This window comes from Streptomyces sp. C36 (assembly GCF_040932295.1).
Lineage (GTDB): Bacteria > Actinomycetota > Actinomycetes > Streptomycetales > Streptomycetaceae > Streptomyces > Streptomyces triculaminicus.
On the sequence record NZ_JBFQGI010000001.1, the window covers coordinates 230,803 to 248,899 of the forward strand.

Annotated in this window: 16 protein-coding genes; 10 read left to right on the plus strand and 6 right to left on the minus strand. The window is 74.9% G+C overall.

The window, feature by feature from the left end:
* Positions 1 to 265: 265 nt before the first annotated feature.
* The 6 genes from AB4K12_RS00980 (at position 266) to AB4K12_RS01005 (ending at position 7,676) form a co-directional block, all read left to right on the plus strand.
* Positions 266 to 748, plus strand: coding sequence for an NADH-quinone oxidoreductase subunit B family protein (locus AB4K12_RS00980; protein ID WP_368432291.1), 483 nt, complete (start codon positions 266 to 268; stop codon positions 746 to 748).
* 67 nt (positions 749 to 815) lie between these two features.
* Positions 816 to 2,864: a proton-conducting transporter membrane subunit gene (locus AB4K12_RS00985; protein ID WP_368432292.1), complete on the plus strand. Its 2,049-nt coding sequence runs from the start codon at positions 816 to 818 to the stop codon at positions 2,862 to 2,864.
* Positions 2,861 to 3,823, plus strand: a complete 963-nt coding sequence (locus AB4K12_RS00990; protein ID WP_368432293.1) for a respiratory chain complex I subunit 1 family protein — start codon at positions 2,861 to 2,863, stop codon at positions 3,821 to 3,823. The genes AB4K12_RS00985 and AB4K12_RS00990 overlap by 4 nt, the downstream gene beginning before the upstream one ends.
* Positions 3,824 to 3,829: 6 nt before the next feature.
* The gene (locus tag AB4K12_RS00995; protein ID WP_207247360.1) at positions 3,830 to 4,534 is read left to right on the plus strand and encodes a hypothetical protein; all 705 of its coding nucleotides are present in this window, start codon (positions 3,830 to 3,832) and stop codon (positions 4,532 to 4,534) included.
* Positions 4,528 to 6,150, plus strand: coding sequence for a proton-conducting transporter membrane subunit (locus AB4K12_RS01000; protein ID WP_368432294.1), 1,623 nt, complete (start codon positions 4,528 to 4,530; stop codon positions 6,148 to 6,150). The genes AB4K12_RS00995 and AB4K12_RS01000 overlap by 7 nt, the downstream gene beginning before the upstream one ends.
* A gap of 2 nt (positions 6,151 to 6,152) precedes the next feature.
* Positions 6,153 to 7,676, plus strand: a complete 1,524-nt coding sequence (locus AB4K12_RS01005) for an NADH-quinone oxidoreductase subunit C (protein ID WP_368432295.1) — start codon at positions 6,153 to 6,155, stop codon at positions 7,674 to 7,676.
* A gap of 20 nt (positions 7,677 to 7,696) precedes the next feature.
* Here AB4K12_RS01005 and AB4K12_RS01010 read toward each other — a convergent pair whose 3' ends face one another.
* The 3 genes from AB4K12_RS01010 to AB4K12_RS01020 are packed head-to-tail and all read right to left on the minus strand — an operon-like array spanning position 7,697 to position 8,369.
* Entirely contained in the window at positions 7,697 to 7,822 is a 126-nt protein-coding gene (locus tag AB4K12_RS01010) for a DUF6126 family protein (RefSeq protein WP_242645906.1), read from the minus strand.
* Positions 7,819 to 8,166, minus strand: coding sequence for a helix-turn-helix transcriptional regulator (locus tag AB4K12_RS01015; protein WP_086575328.1), 348 nt, complete (start codon positions 8,164 to 8,166; stop codon positions 7,819 to 7,821). Before AB4K12_RS01015 ends, AB4K12_RS01010 begins: the two co-directional genes overlap by 4 nt.
* 5 nt (positions 8,167 to 8,171) lie before the next feature.
* The gene (locus AB4K12_RS01020) at positions 8,172 to 8,369 is read right to left on the minus strand and encodes a hypothetical protein (protein WP_207247362.1); all 198 of its coding nucleotides are present in this window, start codon (positions 8,367 to 8,369) and stop codon (positions 8,172 to 8,174) included.
* 464 nt (positions 8,370 to 8,833) lie between these two features.
* Between AB4K12_RS01020 and AB4K12_RS01025 the strand changes: the two genes are divergently transcribed.
* Positions 8,834 to 10,624, plus strand: coding sequence for a glycosyltransferase family 2 protein (locus tag AB4K12_RS01025; RefSeq protein ID WP_368433117.1), 1,791 nt, complete (start codon positions 8,834 to 8,836; stop codon positions 10,622 to 10,624).
* 108 nt (positions 10,625 to 10,732) lie between these two features.
* The gene (locus AB4K12_RS01030; RefSeq protein ID WP_368433118.1) at positions 10,733 to 12,637 is read left to right on the plus strand and encodes a galactose oxidase-like domain-containing protein; all 1,905 of its coding nucleotides are present in this window, start codon (positions 10,733 to 10,735) and stop codon (positions 12,635 to 12,637) included.
* Between the two features lie 30 nt (positions 12,638 to 12,667).
* Here the strand turns inward: AB4K12_RS01030 and AB4K12_RS01035 are convergent, their stop codons facing one another.
* Both AB4K12_RS01035 and AB4K12_RS01040 read right to left on the minus strand, forming a co-directional pair.
* Positions 12,668 to 13,819, minus strand: coding sequence for a glycoside hydrolase family 6 protein (locus tag AB4K12_RS01035; protein ID WP_368432296.1), 1,152 nt, complete (start codon positions 13,817 to 13,819; stop codon positions 12,668 to 12,670).
* Between the two features lie 73 nt (positions 13,820 to 13,892).
* Positions 13,893 to 14,957 (minus strand): ATP-dependent DNA ligase, encoded by a 1,065-nt coding sequence (locus tag AB4K12_RS01040; protein ID WP_368432297.1) that lies wholly within the window; start codon positions 14,955 to 14,957, stop codon positions 13,893 to 13,895.
* Positions 14,958 to 15,047: 90 nt separating this feature from the next.
* On the opposite strand from AB4K12_RS01040, the gene ligD reads away from it, so the two are divergent.
* Entirely contained in the window at positions 15,048 to 16,097 is a 1,050-nt protein-coding gene (ligD, locus tag AB4K12_RS01045; RefSeq protein WP_368432298.1) for a non-homologous end-joining DNA ligase, read from the plus strand.
* 181 nt (positions 16,098 to 16,278) lie between these two features.
* A complete protein-coding gene (locus AB4K12_RS01050; protein WP_368432299.1) occupies positions 16,279 to 16,677 on the plus strand; it encodes an SH3 domain-containing protein in 399 nt (132 codons plus the stop codon).
* Positions 16,678 to 16,786: 109 nt separating this feature from the next.
* On the opposite strand, the gene AB4K12_RS01055 is transcribed toward AB4K12_RS01050, so the two are convergent.
* Positions 16,787 to 17,971 carry a CapA family protein gene (locus tag AB4K12_RS01055; protein ID WP_368432300.1) on the minus strand — a complete coding sequence of 395 codons (1,185 nt, stop codon included), beginning with the start codon at positions 17,969 to 17,971 and terminating at the stop codon, positions 16,787 to 16,789.
* Positions 17,972 to 18,097: the final 126 nt, after the last annotated feature.

Sequence of the window (18,097 nt, forward strand, 5' to 3'; positions counted from 1 at the left end):
GGAGGAACGCCCGGCTGACGCCGTTCATATGAAGAGCAGCTCCGGGCCCCCTTTCGGGATTGGCATAGGACGACGGGATATACCGGCAGGTCCTCGCCCCATACCCCGAGCACGGTGCCCGTGGCCAATTCGTTATCACCTGGCCTCGTGAACACGGCGGATTTTCCCGGCCGCTCCGCCGCGCACCACCACACCGGCCGTAACCCCGCAGGGGGGTACGGCCGTTTAACCACGCGTCCCGGAACCGACAGCGGAGGGAGCCCCGATGAGCCTGCTGCGCAAGATCCGCGACACCGGGCGGGTGGCGGAGGACGCCCCGCCCCGGCCGGCCGGGACTCCGCCGCGCGCCGCGCGGGACCTGGGCGGCTCGGCGCAGGTGCGGTGCGTGGACGCCGGATCGTGCAACGGCTGCGAGATCGAGATCGCGGCCGCCTTCGGACCCGTGCACGACGCCGAGCGGTACGGGGCACGGCTTGTGGCCTCGCCCCGGCACGCCGACGTGGCCCTGGTGACCGGGCCGGTGACCCGCAACATGGCCGAACCGCTGCGACGCACCGTCGCCGCCATGCCCAGGCCCCGCCTCGTCGTGGCCGTCGGCGATTGTGCCATCGACGGCGGGGAGTTCGCAGGCGGATACGGCATCGAGGGCACGGTCGCCGACGTGGTCCCCACCGACCTGCAGGTGCCCGGCTGCCCACCGGAACCCGAGGCGATCGTGGCCGCGCTGCGGACGGTGACCGGCAGATGAGCGGCGAGGCGGGCGGCCGTCCCCCCGATACCCCCGGGCGGCCGGCGGGGCACGCGGTGAGCGCGCGGTGAACGCCATCGGGGCGGCCACGGCCGCCGCTGCCGCCCTCGCCGCCGCCGGAGGAATCCTGGGGGCCGCCCTCCCCGGCCGCGCCCGCGTCCTCGCCTCCGGCGTCTGCACCGCCGCCCTCGGGGCCGCGGGCCTCGCGGCGGGCACCGCGGCACTGCGCGGCGGACGCTGGAGCGCCACCGCGCCCGCCCTCCTCCCGCCCTCCGGCGCGCACCTGGCCGTCGATGCCCTGTCCGGCCTGTTCATGGCCGTGGCGGGCGGCGTCGTCCTCGCGGTCGCCGTCTACGGCATCGGATACGCCGCGGGGCACGGCCCGTACGGCACCGGCTCGCGCACGGCCCAGGCCACCCTGCCGGTGTTCGCCCTCACGCTGCTGCTCGTCCCGGCCGCCGCGTCCGTCTCCACCTTCCTGCTGCTGTGGGAACTGATGGCCCTCACCTCGCTGGTGCTCGTCCTCGCCCGCCACCGCGGCGGCGGCCCGGGCGAGCGTGCCGCGGTCCGCGAAGCCGGGCTCTGGTACGGGGTGATGACCCACTTCGCCTTCGTCCTGCTGCTCGCCGGCACCGGACTGTTCGCCGCCGGCGCGGGCGGCGAGACCTTCGCCGCCCTGCGGGCGGGCGCCCACACCCTGTCGCCCGGCACCCGCGGCCTGGTGTTCGTCCTGACCTCCCTCGCCTTCGCCACCAAGGCGGGCGCCGTCCCCCTGCACCCCTGGCTGCCCCGGGCGCACCCCGAAGCCCCCAGCGCCGTCTCGGCGTTGATGAGCGCGGCGATGGTGAACCTCGGCGTCTACGGCGTCGTACGACTGGGCTTCGACCTGCTGGACGGCGGACCGCGCTGGTGGTGGCTGATGGTGCTGGGCCTGGGCGCCCTGTCCGCGGTCCACGGCATCCTGCAGGCCGCCATGGCCTCGGACCTCAAGCGGCTGCTCGCCTACTCCACCTCCGAGAACCTGGGACTGGCCCTCATCGGCGTGGGCGCGGCCGGGCTGCTGGCCGACGCCGGCAGGCGGGCGCCGGCCGCGCTCGCCCTGGCGGCGGCGCTGCTGCACCTCGTCAACCACGCCGCCTTCAAGGCCCTGTTGTTCTGCGCGGCGGGCTCGGTGCTGCGCGCCACCGGGCTGCGCGACCTGGACCGGATGGGCGGGCTGCGCGCCCGGATGCCGGCCACCTGCGCGTTCTTCGCGCTCGCCGCGCTCGGCGCCGTCGCGCTGCCCCCGGGTAACGGCTTCCTCGGCGAATGGCTCCTCCTGCAGTCCCTCGTCCACGGCCTCGCCGTCCCCGGGGTGGTCACCGCCCTCGTCCTGCCGCTCGCGGTCGCCGCGATCGCGCTGTCCGCCGGGCTCGCCGCCGCCGTCTTCGTCAAGGCGCTCGGCGTGGCCTTCTTCGCCCGGCCGCGCAGCGCGCCCGCCGGGGCCGCCGTGGAGAGCCCGCCGAGCATGCTGGCCGGCATGGGCCTGCTCGCGGCCGCCTGCACCGCCCTCGCGCTCGTGCCCGGCCTGTTGGGCGACGGGCTGTCGCGGGCGGTCGCCGCGGCGGGCGCGGGGGACGGGCCGCCGCTGGCCGGAGGGGCGCTCGCCGTCCGGCTGGACCGGCTCGCCGCCACCATGTCCCCGCTGTGGGTGGCCTGCGCGCTGACGGCCGCCGTGGCCGCCGTGGCCGTGGCGGCCCGGCTGCTCGCACGCCGTCGGCGCCGGGACAACGCCCGGCTGTGGGACTGCGGCGGGGGCGCCCCGACGGCCCGGATGTCCTACACCGCCACCTCGTTCGCCGAACCCCTGCAGCGGGTGTTCGACGACGTGCTGGCCCCCCAGCAGGACGTCGACGTCACCCCCGTCCGCGCGTCCGCCTATCTCGTGGAGCGGGTGCGCTTTCGGCGCAGCGTCCCCGACCGCGTCGAACACCGCCTGTACCGGCCGCTGCTGAGTGCCGTCTCCCAGGCCGGCCGGGCCGCCCGCCGCCTGGCCACCGGCAGCCTCCACCTCTACCTCGGCTACGGCTTCTCCGGCCTCGTCGCCCTCCTGCTCGCCCTGGCGGCCGCGCGGTGAGCGGGCACGGCGCGGCGGGAGCGGCGGCGGTGGCCGCCCAGGTCGCGGCGGTCTGCGCCGGGGCGCCGCTGCTGACCGGGATGATGCGGCAGGTACGGGCACGGCTCGAGGGCCGGGCCGGGGCGGGCGTCGGCCAGCCGTGGCGCGACCTGCGCAAGCTGATGCGCAAGGAGGCCGTCACCCCCCAGGGCACCGGCCCGGCATTCCGGATGGCGCCGCTGCTGCTCGTCGCCACGACCGCCGTGGTCGCCGCCCTCGTGCCGCTGGCCTCCACCGCCACCCCGGCCGGCGGCAGCTCCGACCTGATCCTGGTCGTGGCGCTGCTGGCGCTGGGCACGGTGGCGCTCGCCCTGGCCGGGCTCGACACCGGCACCGCCTTCGGCGGCATGGGCGCCTCCCGCGAGATGACGGTGGCCGCCCTGGTGGAGCCGACGATCCTCCTCGCCGTCTTCGCCCTGTCGATGCCCTCCGGCTCCACCAACCTGGCCGCCATCGTCTCCGGCGGCCTCCGCGACCCCGACCGCCTCGCCTCCCCGGCCGGGCTGCTGGCCACCGCCGCCCTGGCCGTGGCCGTGCTCGCCGAGACCGGACGGCTGCCGGTGGACAACCCCACCACCCACCTGGAACTGACCATGGTCCACGAGGCGATGGTGCTGGAGTACGCCGGTCCCGACCTGGCGCTCGTCGAACTCGGCGCCCAGATGCGGCTCGCGGTGCTGCTCGGCCTGCTGGCCTCGCTCGCCGCACCCTGGGGCATCGCCACCACCGCCCGTCCGGCGGCCGTCGCGCTCGCCCTGCTGCTGCTCGCGGTCAAGGTCGCCCTGCTCGGCGCCGTCCTCGCGGCCGCCGAGGTGTTCTGGGCCAAGCTGCGGCTGTTCCGGGTTCCCGAACTGCTCGCCGGCTCCTTCCTGCTGGCCCTGCTCGCCGTGACCGCCTCCTACTTCCTGACGGGGGAGTGAGGCCTCGTGGGCGACACCCTCTACACCCAGCTGCTCGACCTGGCCTGCGGGGCCTTCCTGCTGGCCGCCGTGGTGGTGCTGTGGCTGCGCCAGCTCGCCTCCATCGTGCGGGTCTTCGCCCTGCAGGGCGTGGCGCTGGCCGCCGTCGCGGCCCTGCTCGGCGCCCACGAGGGCCGCTGGGAGCTGCTCGCCGTGGCCGTCGGCATCGGCCTGCTCCGGGCGGGGCTCCTGCCCCACCTGGTGCGGCGCGCCCTGTCCGCGCCCGCCGCGCCGGCCCACCCCGGCCACCACTACGAGGAGGACGTCAGCGAGGCACGCGAGACCCGGCCGCTGGTCAACGTCGCGGCCTCCCTGCTGAGCGCGGCCCTGCTGACCCTGCTGTCCTACGCCGTGGCCCGGCCGCTGGTCGAGCTGCATCCCACCCCCGCCACCAGAGCCCTGCCGGTGGGCCTCGCCGTCGTCCTGACCGGGTTCTTCACCCTCGTCACCCGCCGCCGCGCGCTGGCGCAGGTGGTCGGCTTCCTGCTGATGGACAACGGCATCACCGCCGTCGCCTTCCTGGCCGCCTCCGGAGTGCCGCTCATCGTCGAACTCGGCGTCTCCTTCGACGTCCTGCTCGCCGTGCTGGTGCTGCGGATCCTCACCACCCGGATGCGGGCCGCCTTCGGCGGAACGGGCATCGACGACCTGCGGGAGCTGCGCGAATGGTGACGCTGTCGCTGCTGACCGGGCCGGTCGCGGTGCCGCTGGCCCTCGCGGGCGCCCGTGCGCTGGGCGGCCTCGCCGTGCGGATCCGGCCGCGCCGGCGCGCGGGCGAGCCGGCCGCGCCCCGCCCGGTCCCGGCGCTGACGGGCGCGGGCCCCACCCCCGGGCCGCTTCCGCCCGCCGCGCCCCCGGACGCCGGCCTACCGGACGCCGGTCTCCCGGCCGTACGCGACGACGGGGCGGGGCGCCGTGGCGGGGAGGCGGCGCTCCTCCTCTCCGCCCTCACCGTGCTCGGCTGCGCCGTCGGCCTGGCCGTCGCCGTCACCCGGCACGGCCCCGTCACCGCGTACGGGCGGCTGCTGCGCGCGGACGCGCTGAGCGTGTGGATGCTGCTGGCCGTCGGCGCGGTCGCCACCCTCGCGCTGGCGGCCGGTCCCCGGGGCCCGGACCACGACGCGGCCGCCGCCCGCCGCTACGACGTCCTCGTGCACGCCCTCCTCGCCACGCTGAGCCTCGCGGTGCTGGCCGCGAACCTCGGGGTGGTGTGGATCGCCATCGAGGCCACCACGATCCTCACCGCCTTCCTGGTCGGCCACCGGCGCACCCGGGCCTGCGTCGAGGCCGCCTGGAAGTACATGGTCATCTGCTCGGCCGGCATCGCCCTGGCCCTGCTGGGCACCGTGCTCCTGTACTACGCGGCCCGGCAGGCGGGGATTCCCGAGGCCCTCGCCCTGGACTGGCCCACCCTGGCCGGGCGGGCCGACGGGCTGGACCCGGCCGTCACCCGGCTCGGCACGGGCCTGGTCGTCCTCGGCTTCGGCGCCAAGGCCGGACTCGCGCCCCTGCACGCCTGGCTGCCCGACACCTACGGGCAGGCACCCGCCCCGGTGTCCGCGCTGATGTCCGGGGTGCTGTCCTCGGTGGCCTTCGCCGGACTGCTGCGCTACAAGGCCATCGCGGACACCGCCCTCGGGCCCGCCTGGAGCCGCGCCCTGCTGGCCGGCACCGCCCTGCTCACCCTCGCGCTCGCGGCGGCGCTGCTGATCGGCCAGCGCGACTACCGCAGGATGCTGGCCTATTCGAGCATGGAGCACATGAGCCTGATCGCCCTCGGCTCGGCCGTCGGCACCCCGCTCGCCGCCTCCGCCATGTTGCTGCACATCCTGGGCCACGGCCTCGCCAAGGCCGTCGCGTTCTGCGCCGCCGGGCATCTGGAGCGGCTGCGGGCGACGACCCGGACCGGGAGGGTACGGGGGCTGCTGGCCGAGGCGCCGGTGCTGGGCGCGGCCCTCGCCCTGGCCGTGCTCGCGCTGCTGGGGCTGCCGCCGTTCGGGCTCTTCGCGGCCGAACTGGGCCTGGTCCGCGCGGGCTTCGCGGCGGGCATGGGGTGGGCCGTGGGCGGCGCGCTGGTGCTGCTGCTGACCGCGTTCGCCGCGCTGGGCACACTCACCGCACGGATGCTGCTGGGCGCCCCGCCCGCCCCGCGCCCGCCGGCGCGGCTCGGCGTGCGGGCCGCCCTGCCGCTGCTCGCCGGGCTGCTGCTGTGCGCGGCGCTGGGCGTGAGCACCGGGCCGCTGACGGGCCTGCTGGCCTCGGCCGCCGAGATCGCCGGAGGGCGCTAGCCGTGGAACATCACCCCGCCCTGAGGACCGTCACCGACATCGACGTCGCCGAACTCCCCGGCAGGGCCGTCGGCCTGCTGCGCGCGGGCCACCGGCTCGCGCTGGTCGCCGCCCACCACGACGCGGACGGCGCCCCCCTCGGCCGCGCCCTGCGCGTGGTCCACCTCTTCGTCTCCGGCCCGCCCGACACCCGCACCGAGCTGCACGTACGCCTCGACGCGGACGGCCCCGAGCTGCCGACGCTGGCGCATCTGTCCTTCCCCGGCGGCCGGTTCGAGCGCGAGATGCGCGACCTGTACGGCGTCGTCCCCGTCGGCCATCCGCTGCCGCACCGCCTGGTGCGGCACTTCCACTGGCCGCGCGGCTGGTACCCGATGAGCCGGAACGCCGGAGACGTGCCGCCCTTCGCCGAGCCCGAGGGCCCGTACCCCTTCCTGGAGGTCGAGGGAGACGGCGTGTACGAGATCCCCGTCGGCCCGGTGCACGCCGGGCTCATCGAGCCGGGGCACTTCCGCTTCTCCGTCGTCGGCGAGACCATCATCAAGCTCAAGGCCCGGCTGTGGTTCACGCACAAGGGCGTCGAGAAGCTCTTCGAGGGCCGTACGGCGGAGCGCGGCCTGCCGCTGGCCGAGCGGATCAGCGGGGACACCGCCGTCGGCCACGCCCTCGCCTACTGTCTGGCCGTCGAGGAGGCCACCGGCGTCCAGGTGCCCGAGGAGGCCCGCCGCGCCAGGGCGCTGCTCCTGGAGCTCGAGCGGCTGCACAACCACGTGGCCGACCTCGGCGCGCTGTGCACGGACGTCGGCCACGGCATCCTGGGCGCGCACGCCCAGCGGATCCGTGAGGGGCTGCTGCGGCTGAACCGCGAGGTCACCGGGCACCGGCTGCTGCGGGGCGGCGTCGTACCGGGCGGAGCGCGGCTGCGCGCCGTACCCGGCGGGGCGCGGATGCGGGCCCTGGGCGACGACATCCGCTCCGTGGTGGGGCTCGCCCTCGGCCACACCACCGTCCGCGACCGCTTCACCGGCACGGCCGGGCTGCCGGCCGCCGCCGCGCGGGACCTGGGCTGCCTGGGGTACGTGGCGCGGGCCAGCGGCCTGGCCCTGGACGCCCGGCTGGCGCACCCGCTGTACGACTACGGGCCCGCCCTCGAGGTGCCGGTGCACACCGGCGGCGACGTGCTGGCCCGGTTCCTGGTGCGGGCGGAGGAGGCGGACACCTCGCTCGCCCTCGTCGAGCACCTCGCGGAGGGCCTGGACGCGGGGGCGTGGGCGGGCCGGCCGCAGGCCCCCGGCTCCCGGCGGGGCGCGGTCCGCGCGGGCGTGGGCATCGTGGAGGGCTGGCGCGGCACGATCACCACGCGCGTCGAGGTCGCCGGGGGCGGGGAGCTGGCCCGGGTGAAGGTGGCCGATCCGTCGTTCTTCAACTGGCCGGCGCTGCCGGTGGCGCTGGCGGACACGATCGTCCCGGACTTCCCGCTGGCCAACAAGAGCTTCAATCTCTCCTACGCCGGCAACGACCTCTGAGCCGCCCGCCCCTTCCGGGCCTACTTCGCGTGCGCGCCGATGTAGAAGAGCAGCCAGATGAAGCCGGCCAGGACGTGGCCGAAGACCACGTAGATGAGCACCCGCCAGCCGACGGCCTTCTCGGCGTACTTCTCGTTGTCGGTCATCGGTTCTCGGCTCCGCTCCGGTCGCCTCTCAGCTCCGTCAGGAGCTCTTCCTGGCCGGTCAGTACGTCGGTCAGCAGGCGCCGGGCGGCGCCGAGCAGCTCGGTCACGTCGCCGCCGGCCAGGGCGTAGACGACGGTGGTGCCCTCGCGGGTGGCGGTGACGATGCCGGAGCGGCGCAGGACGGCGAGCTGCTGCGAGAGGCTGGACGGCTCGATGCCGATCGCGGTGAGGAGGTCGCGCACCGGCATCGGCCCGTCCTGCAGCAGCTCCAGGACCCGGATGCGCACCGGGTGCCCGAGCATCCGGAAGAACTCGGCCTTCGCCTGGTAGAGCGGCACCCGCACCCCGATCAACTCCTGCCCTGCCCGTCGTCCTCGTCCGTCGCCGCGTCCGTCACCACGCCGTGGGCGAGGGCCAGCCGGAGGGCGTCCTCGAGCTCGTCCTCCGCGACGGCCGCCGCGTAGGCGTCCCCGGCGGCCCGGGCCTCCGCCAGCGCGGCCCGGGCGGCGCGCACTCGTTCCCGCATCGCTTCGGCGAACGCACTCACGGTGTCCCCCTGCGTCGATCGTCGGCTGCCCGCACATCTGGTGAATTGAAGAATTCTGCAAGTCTAGGGCAGCATCGCCCGGCCGTGGACCGCGTGGGTGAGTCGTCACGCCTTTTGGGTGTGTTTGTCGCATGATCGTAGGTCCATTTTGTTAACTTTTCACCGCTTGTCCCGTGTCCTTGTGCGGCTGGGGGTGTGTGGTGGCGATTTCGGCGAGTGGAGCCCGGCTGGTGACGGCCCGTGAATGCCCTGACCCCGTCGCGCCCGGCGAGCGGACCCTTGGCCTCCAGCCCGCCGCGGGCCCCTTGGGCACCCCGCCGGCCCAGGTCCCCGCCGACGGCAGACCGGGCAACGGAGGCGGGACGGGCGGCCCCGGACCCGGCGGGCCCGGGGGCCCGGGACCGGGCGGGACGGGCAGGAACGGGCCGGGCTCCGGCGGCCGGGACGGCTCGGGCGGCCCGGACCTGGCCGAGCCGACCGGCAGCGGCGGCCCCACCGGCTACGACTACGCGGGCTTCAGCCGCCTGGCCGGGGAACTGACCGAGCCGCCCTCCGGCGTCTACAAGGTCGCCTACCGGCGGCTGCTGAGCCGCGGCCCCGGCGGCGGGGCCGGGGTGATGCTCCTGGTCGCGGCCGCCCCCCTGGTCTCCGTGGCGCTCCTGGTCTGGCTGGTCTCGCCCGACCACTGGCTCCACCGCCCCTACGTGAGCGACTGGGAGCGCGGCGCCGACTCCGTGATGCTGGTCTCCATCGCCCTGATCGAGCTGTTCCGCGTCGTCAACGTCGTCTCCAACGCGCACGCCACCTGGGTGGCCAGGGATCCGGTGCCGGTACGCGCCCAGCCGGGCACCCGGGTGGCGTTCCTGACCAGCTTCGTCCCCGGCAAGGAACCGCTGTCCATGGTGCGGGCCACGCTCGAGGGCGCGGTGCGCATCGAGCACCGCGGCCACCTGGACGTCTGGCTGCTGGACGAGGGCGACGACCCCGAGGTCAGGCGGCTGTGCGAGGGCCTGGGCGTGCGCCACTTCTCCCGCAAGGACGTGGCGCGCTGGAACCAGCCGTCCGGCTGCTTCAGGGCCCGCACCAAACACGGCAACTACAACGCCTGGCTGGACGCCCACGGCGACGCCTACGACTTCATGGCCTGCGTCGACACCGACCATGTGCCGCTGTCCAACTTCCTCGAGCGCATGCTGGGCTACTTCCGCGACCCGGACGTGGCCTTCGTCGTCGGCCCCCAGGTCTACGGCAACTACACCGCGGCCGTCACCAAGGCCGCCGAGAGTCAGCAGTTCCTCTTCCACGCCCTCATCCAGCGCGCCGGGAACGCCTACGGCTCACCCATGTTCGTCGGCACCAGCAACTGCGTCCGCATCAGCGTGCTGCGCCAGATCGGCGGACTGTTCGACTCGATCACCGAGGACATGGCCACCGGCCTGGAGATCCATCGCCGGCGCAACCCCGCCACCGGCCGGCGCTGGAAGTCGGTCTACACCCCGGACGTGCTCGCGGTGGGGGAGGGGCCGTCGTCGTGGACGGACTTCTTCTCGCAGCAGCTGCGCTGGTCGCGCGGTACGTACGAGACGCTGCTGCGCCAGTTCTGGCGGGCGGTGTGGACGCTGCCGCCCGGACGGCTGCTCAACTACGCCTTCATGGTCGCCTACTACCCGATGGCCGCGCTCAACTGGATGCTGGGGTCCCTGACCTGCGCGCTGTTCCTGGGCCTGGGGGCCTCCGGCATCGCCGTGGAGTCGTCGCTGTGGCTGATGCTCTACTGCGACGCGGCCGCGCTGCAGGTGGGGCTGTACGTATGGAACCGGCGGCACAACGTCAGCCCCCACGAGCCGGCCGGCTCCTCGGGAGCCGCGGGCATGGTGATGTCCGCGCTCTCCGCCCCGCTGTACGCGCGCTCGCTCGGCGAGGCGCTGCTGCGGCGGCGCTCGCGGTTCGTCGTCACCCCCAAGGGTGACTCGGCCAGCCCCGACCAGGTGGCGACCTTCCGCACCCACCTGGTGTGGGCGGCGGTGTTCGCGCTCTCGCTCGCCGCGTCCTGGGCGTTCGGCCACGCCCACACGGCGATGCGGATCTGGGCCGCCCTGGCCCTGGTCACCGCCCTCGGACCGGTGGCGGTGTGGCAGGGCGGCCTGTGGCGCGAACGCCGGCCCGCGGCCGCCGCCCCGGGGCCGCCGGTCCTCGCCGCCGAGCCGGAGGCGGCCGGCCCCTCGCGGACCGTGGGCCAGCGGCGTCCGATGTGAGCGGCGCCCCGCCCGGCCGGGGGCGAACGTCAGTACTCGTGTGATCGAGGGGATGTGAGTGCGGTGAGGTATCTGCCGAACCCGAGCCCGAAGGCGCGCAAGGCGGCCCTGAGCACCGGCTGCGTCCTGGCACTGCTCGCGGCCAACGGGCCGGCCGCCACCGGTTTCGCGGAACGCGCCTGGCACGAGTACGCCGTCAACCAGCCCGCGTACAAGGCCGGCTACGGCCACTGGGACGTCGTCGACGTCCCCGCGAGGTTCCGCGTCAACGCCATCCACGCCGCCCTGCTGCGCACCGGCAAGGTGCTGCTGATCGCGGGATCGGGCAACGACGAGAAGAACTTCAGGGCCGGCACCTTCCGCAGCGTGCTGTGGGATCCGGTGCGCAACACCTTCAAGACCGTCCCGACGCCCAAGGACATGTTCTGCGCCGGGCACGCCCAGCTCCCCGACGGCCGGCTGCTGGTGGCGGGCGGCACCGCCCGCTACGAGAAGCTGACCGGCGACGTCGACCGGGCGGGCGGCGCGATGCTGGTGAAGAACGAGAACCCCGACGCCCCCCGGGCCTTCCCCGCCGGCACCGTCTTCACCGGCTCCACCGGCAAGCGCTACCGCTCCCAGGTGCCGGTCCTCGTGCCCCGCGCCACGAAGAAGGTCAGCGAGCACGGCAAGGGAAAGAAAAAGAAGAAGAAGGTCCGGGTCACCGCCTCCCAGGCCCGCGTCTACGTCGAGGCAGTCACCGCCGGCGAGAGCGGCATCACCCACACCGCCGACCAGTACCGCATCCAGGGGCTCAGGGGGAAGGACGGCCACGACCTGTACGGCCTCGCGGCCAAGCTGGGCCTGGACAAGAAGGACTTCCAGGGGCTGAAGGACGCCTACGAGTTCGACCCGATCGCCGAGCGCTACGTCCCCGTCGACCCCATGTCCGAGGCCCGCTGGTACCCCACCCTGGTCACCCTCGAGGACGGCCGCGTCCTGGCCGTCTCCGGCCTCGACGACATGGGCGAGATCATCCCCGGCAAGAACGAGATCTACGACCCCCGCACCCACCGCTGGTCCGCCGGCCCCAACCGCTACTTCCCCACCTACCCCGCCCTCTTCCTCACCGGCGGCGGCCGCCTCTTCTACTCCGGCTCCAACGCCGGCTACGGCCCCGCCGACAAGGGCCGCGCCCCGGGACTGTGGAACGTGGAGACCAACTCCTTCGTCCCCGTCCCCGGCCTGCCCCGGCAGGACATGACCGAGACCTCTGCCTCGGTCCTGCTGCCCCCGGCCCAGGACCGCAAGGTGATGCTCATGGGCGGCGGCGGGGTGGGGGAGTCCCACGAGTCCACCCCCCGCACCGCCATCGCCGACCTCGGCGTGCCCTCCCCGCGCTTCGCCCCCGGCCCCGACCTGCCTCAGGGCACCCGCTACCTCAACGCCGTGCTGACGCCCGACGACCGGGTCTTCACCACCGGGGGCTCGCGCGACTACCGCGGCAAGCGCGGCTCCGACATCCTGCGCGCCCAGTTCTACGACCCCGCGCGCAGCGCCTTCCGCACCGCCGCGGCCCCCACCGTCGGCCGCGACTACCACACCGAGGCCCTGCTGCTGCCCGACGGGCGGATCGCGGTGTTCGGCTCCAACCCGCTGTTCGCCGACAAGGACGACACCCGCATGGGCGTCTTCGAGCAGCGCATCGAGGTCTACACCCCGCCCTACCTCTACCGCGACCGCCGGCCCGCGCTGCCCTCCGCCCCGCGCGAGGCCGAGCGGGGCGGGGTCGTACGCCTGCCCGGGACCGACCCCCGGCAGAAGGTCACCGCCCGGCTGATGCGCCCGAGCGCGGTCACCCACGCCACGGACGTCGAACAGCGCTCCATCGCCCTGACCGTCGGCGTCCGCGACGGCGCGCTCACCGTGACGGTCCCGGAGGACCCCTCGCTGGTGCCCGCCGGCTGGTACATGCTCTTCCTCACGGACCGGGAGGGAACGCCGTCGCGGGCCGCGTGGGTGCACGTGCGGTGAGACGCGCCGGGCGGCCGCCGCCCGGGCGCCTCAGCCCGGGGGCGGGGGCGGGGGCGGCGGAGGGGGTGGCGGTGGCATCGGTGGTGCGGGTGCGAGTGCGGGTGGCGGCGCCTCGGGCCGGGGCCTGAGGAGGGGCTGTCCGCCGGCCAGCCCCAGGGCGTACTCCGGCCACCAGCGGCCCGCCGGGGGAGCTCCCCGGCAGGAGCCGTCCGACTCGCCGGGACGCTTGACCCACACGAAGGCGTCGACGCGGGCGTCGCCCGTCGCCGTGGTGGGCGGAGTGCCCAGCGCCCGGCCCGGCGGATTGCACCACGACTCGTCGTCGCCGCCGGGCGGAGGCGGCGGCAGCGGGCCGTTGCCGTTGCGGCTGGTGTCGATGATGTAGTGGGCGCCGTCCAGCCGCCCGGACAGCTCGTCGCCGTAGGCGCGGGTGACCTGTGTGGTGTGGAAGTTGGAGACGTTCAGCGCGAACCCGTCGGCCTCGCCGACGCCGGCCCTGCGCAACGCCTCGGCCAGCAGCCCCCGGTCGGAGATCCAGCCGGCGTTCCCGGCGTCGATGTACACCGACGCGCCCCGCCGGGCCTTGAAGGCGCGGACCGCGTGGGCCAGCAGTTCCATGCGCTCCTGCTTCGCCTCCCGCGGCAGGCAGGTCGCCCACTGGGCGATGGCGTCGGGCTCGAGCACCACCCACGCCCGGTGTTCGCCGATCCCGTCGGCGGCGCGCGCCACCCAGTCCCGGTAGGCGGCCGCGTCCCGCGCCCCGCCGGAGGAGTACTGGCCGCAGTCGCGGTGCGGGATGTTGTAGGCCACCAGCACGGGAATGCGGCCCGCGCGCTCCGCCTCCTCGGTCACGCGCGCGACCTCCGCGCGCGGGTCGTCGCCGGGCATCCACACCGCCGTCGGCTGCTCGGCGACGCGCCGCATGACCGCCGCGTCCTCCTCGCGGCCCCGTTCCTGCCAGGCCAGCGACTGCTTGGCGGCGCGGGGGGCGGGCTCGGTCCAGAACGGCGAGTCGGGACCGCCGCCGGCCCCGGCGGCGGCCGAGGGGGCGGCGCCGGCCGCCACGCACGCGGCGCTCGCGCAGGCCAGAGCGACGGCCCGGCCGCGCACACCGGCCGGACGAGGGGTCGTACGCGCGCGTGGCATGAGCGGCACCTCTTCCTGCCGGATCCCGGTGGTCATACCAGCTTGAAATATGTCGAACCGTCGGCCGGGGATTTCGCGCGCCGCGCGGGGCGTCGTTGCTCCGGACGACTCAACCCGTGCCCAGAACATCCGCCAGGTCATACCCGACCGGCTCCTCCAGCTGCGCGTACGTGCACTGCCGCGGCTCCCGGTCAGGGCGCCAGCGGCGGAACTGGGCGGTGTGCCGGAAACGGTCGCCCTGCATGTGGTCGTAGGCGACCTCGAGCACCCGCTCCGGGCGCAGCGCGACCCACGACAGGTCCTTCTTGCCGGTCCAGCGGCTGGGGCCGCCCGGCAGCCGGCCGGACGCCTGCGCCTCCGCGCTGGCCCACTCCTGCCACGGATGCCCCGTCACGTCCGGCATCCGCAGCGGCTCCAGCTCCGCCATCAGCTCCTGCCGGCGGCGCATGGGGAACGAGGCGCACACCCCCACGTGCTGCAGCCGTCCGGCGTCGTCGTACAGCCCCAGCAGCAGCGAGCCGACCACGGGCCCGCTCTTGTGCGGCCGCAGGCCGGCCAGCACGCAGTCGGCGGTGCGTTCGTGCTTGACCTTCACCATGACCCGCTCGCCCGGCCGGTAGGGCATGTCGGGCGGCTTGGCGATCACGCCGTCCAGGCCGGCGCCCTCGAACTGCTCGAACCACCCCTGGGCCTCGGCGAGGTCGTCGGTGACGGGGGCGACGAAGACGGGGTCGCGCACGCCGCGCAGGGCCTCGTCCAGCAGGTCCCGGCGCTCGTGCTGGGGCCGGGCCAGCAGCGACTCGTCGCCGAGGGCGAGCAGGTCGAAGGCGATCAGGCTGGCCGGCGTCACCCCGGCCAGGTGGCGCACCCGGGAGTCGGCCGGGTGGATCCGCTCCAGCAGGGCGTCGAAGTCCAGGCGGGCGCCGCGCACGATGACGATCTCGCCGTCCAGCACGCAGCGTTCGGGCAGCTGTTCCAGCAGGGCGGCCACGAGCTCGGGGAAGTAGCGGGTGAGCGGCTTGCCCGTGCGGCTGCCGAGCTCGATCTCGGCGCCGTCGCGGAAGACGATCGCCCGGAAGCCGTCCCACTTGGCCTCGTACCGCATGCCGGGCGGAATCCTCGCCGCCGGCTTGGCGAGCATGGGCTGCAGGGGCGGCATCACCGGAAGGTCCATGGTCCGGATTCTGCGGGCGGCGCGGGCCCGGGCGCCCGGCCCGCGCCCGCCGACAGGCGCCGTCCGCCCGGGCGGCCTAGCGTGACACCCATGGCAGAGGCGCTGGAGCTCACCGTCGGCGAGCGCACGGTAAGGCTGTCCAACCCGGACAAGGTCTACTTCCCCCTGCGCGGGTTCACCAAGTACGACCTGGCCCGCTACTACCTGAGCGTCGGCGACGGCGTCCTGCGCGCCCTGCGCGACCGGCCCACGACGCTGGAGCGCTATCCCGACGGGGTCGAGGGCGAGTCGTTCTTCCAGAAGCGGGCGCCCAAGAACCTCCCCGAGTGGATTCCCACCGGCCGCATCGCCTTCCCCAGCGGGCGGTACGCCGACGAGATCTGCCCCACCGAGACCGCGGCCGTGCTGTGGGCGGTGAACCTGGGGTGCCTGACGTTCCACCCCTGGCCGGTGCGGCGCGAGGACACCGACCACCCCGACGAGCTGCGCATCGACCTCGACCCGCAGCCGGGCACGGACTACGCCGACGCGGTGCGGGCCGCGCTCGAGCTGCGGGACGTCCTGGAGGGGCTCGGGCTGACCGGCTGGCCCAAGACCTCCGGCGGGCGCGGCCTGCACGTGTTCGTGCCCATCCGGCCGGACTGGACCTTCGTGCAGGTGCGCCGCTCCGCCATCGCCGTGGCCCGCGAGCTGGAGCGCAGGGCGCCGGAGCGGATCACCACCGCGTGGTGGAAGGAGCAGCGCGGCGAGAAGATCTTCGTCGACTACAACCAGACCGCCCGGGACCGCACCATCGCCAGCGCCTACTCCGTGCGCCCCCGCCCCCACGCGCCCGTCTCGGCGCCGCTGCGCTGGGAGGAGCTGGCCGACGCCGTGCCCGAGGACTTCGACCTGGCGACCATGCCGGCCCGCTTCGCCGAGGTCGGCGACCTGCACGCGGACATGGACGCCCGCCCCGGCACCCTGGAGGCGGCGCTCGACCTGGCCGCCCGCGACGAGCGCGAGCATGGCCTGGGCGACCTGCCCTACCCGCCGGAGCACCCGAAGATGAAGGGCGAGCCCAAGCGCGTCCAGCCCAGCAGGGCGAAGAAGACCGGGGGCGAGGCCGACGGCAAGTCCGGGGGCCGGACCGAAGGCTGACGCCCCCTTGGGTCCGCCCCGGATCCGCGCCACCCCCCGCCGAAGCGTCCGTACGCACCCCGCGCCTCGCGTACGGACGCTTCGTTGTGCCATCCGGGTCTTCATCTTGATTTGTGTTTATGGCGACATTTCAGGTGGAACTCGGACAATGCGTGACCCACTTCGCATCGAGGGAGTTCCCATGTTCAGTACGCTCGCCGTCCGTTGCAGGAAGGCCTCGGCCGCTGTGCTGGCGGTGGCCGCGCTCGGCGGATCGCTGCTCGCCGTCGCCCCGGCCCAGGCCCTTCCGCCCGTCCGGCCCTACGGTGCGGTCGTCGCCTCCTCGGGCATCAACGAGCGCGTCTTCCCCACCACCGACTCCGCCGTCAAGGGTGTGCTCAAGTTCCACACCCAGATCGCGCTGCGCTGCAAGGCCAGGGCGCAGGACGTCTCCGGCAACGCCCTGTGGTACCTGCTGAAGGAGCGCAACACCTGGGTCGCGGCTCGCTATGTCGACAGCACCGGGGAGGTCCCGCTCTGCAGGACCCTCACCCGCAGCGTGCTGGACGAGAGCGCCGAGTCCCGCCGGGCCATGGGCTGAGGCCGCCGAGGGGGCCGCGGTGCGGCACTCGGGCGGCCCGGACGGGGCCGGGCCGCCCGAGTGCGACGAAGGCGCCCGGGTGCGGTGAAGGCGCTCGGCCGGCTCTCGCTCAGCCGGCCATGACCAGGCCGTCCCGGGCGGCGCCCCGGGAGAGCACGGCCCGGCGGATCTGCTCCCGGGCCTCGGCGAGGTCCGTCCGGCCCGGTTCCATGACGACCGCCCGGCCCAGGTCCAGCACCCTGAACGGCCCCCGCAGATCCGTGAGCTGGGGCAGGAACTCCGCCCTGGTCACCCGCCAGCGCTGCCCCGCCCGGGCGGGCGGGGCGAAGGTGAAGCGGGCGATGGAGCTCTGGTTGCCCCGGCCGTCCTGAGCGCCCTCGGGGTTGTACATCTCGCCCGCGAGCTGGTCCCCCATGCCGTAGACCACCCAGGTGCCGTTGACCTTCTCGTACGCCTGCGGCACGTGGTTGTGCGTGCCGAGGATCAGGTCGACGTCGGGGCGACCCCCGGTGGTGGCGGCCGTCAGGCGCCGGGCCAGCGTCAGCTGTTGCTCGTCCGGCTCCTGCTGCCATTCGGTGCCCCAGTGCAGGCTCACCGCCACGACGTCCGCCCCGGCCTTGCGGGCGGCCCGGGCGTCGGCGAGGATCCGGTCCGCGTCGATGAGGTTGACCGTCCACGGGCGGCCCTCGGGTACGGGGATGCCGTTGGTGGCGTAGGTGTAGGAGAGCTGGGCGACCTTCGCCGGGCCGGCCCGCAGCAGGTTCACCCGCGTCCCCTCGGCGGCGGAGCGCGCCGACCCCGTGTGCCGCAGGCCGACCGCGTCCATCGCGTCGAGGGTGCGCCGTACGCCCGTACCGCCCGCGTCCAGTGTGTGGTTGGAGGCCGTCGAGCACGAGTCGTACCCCGTCTCCCGCAGCGCCCGGGCCACGTGCGGCGGGGAGACGAACGCCGGGTAGCCGCTGAAGGGCCCCTGCTCGTCGCCGTAGACCGTCTCCATGTGACAGATCGCCACGTCGGCGGCGGCCACGACCGGCTGGACCCCGGCGAGCATCGGCCGGAAGTCGTAGCCCGTGCCGGACCTGCGGCCGTCCTCCCGCGCCTGCCGGATGACCGAGTCGTGGGGGAGTACGTCCCCCGTGGCCACCAGCGTGAAGCCGGCGGGCTCCGCCCTGCCCGCCGCCGGGGCGGCCCGCCGCTGCCGTTGCTGCTCGCCGGGCGGGGCGCAGCCCGCCCCCGCGAGGGCCAGTACGCCCAGTGCCGCCACCACCATGGCCGTGCCCGTGTGTTTCCGCATCGCCCGGACTCCCGCTTCTCCGCCGAAAAAACGCACGCCTTATATGACTTATATGTGCGCGCATGTCGGATTTCGCGGAGAGGGGGGCCGGAAGTGGTGGAGAAAGCCGTCCGCCATCCGGTGACC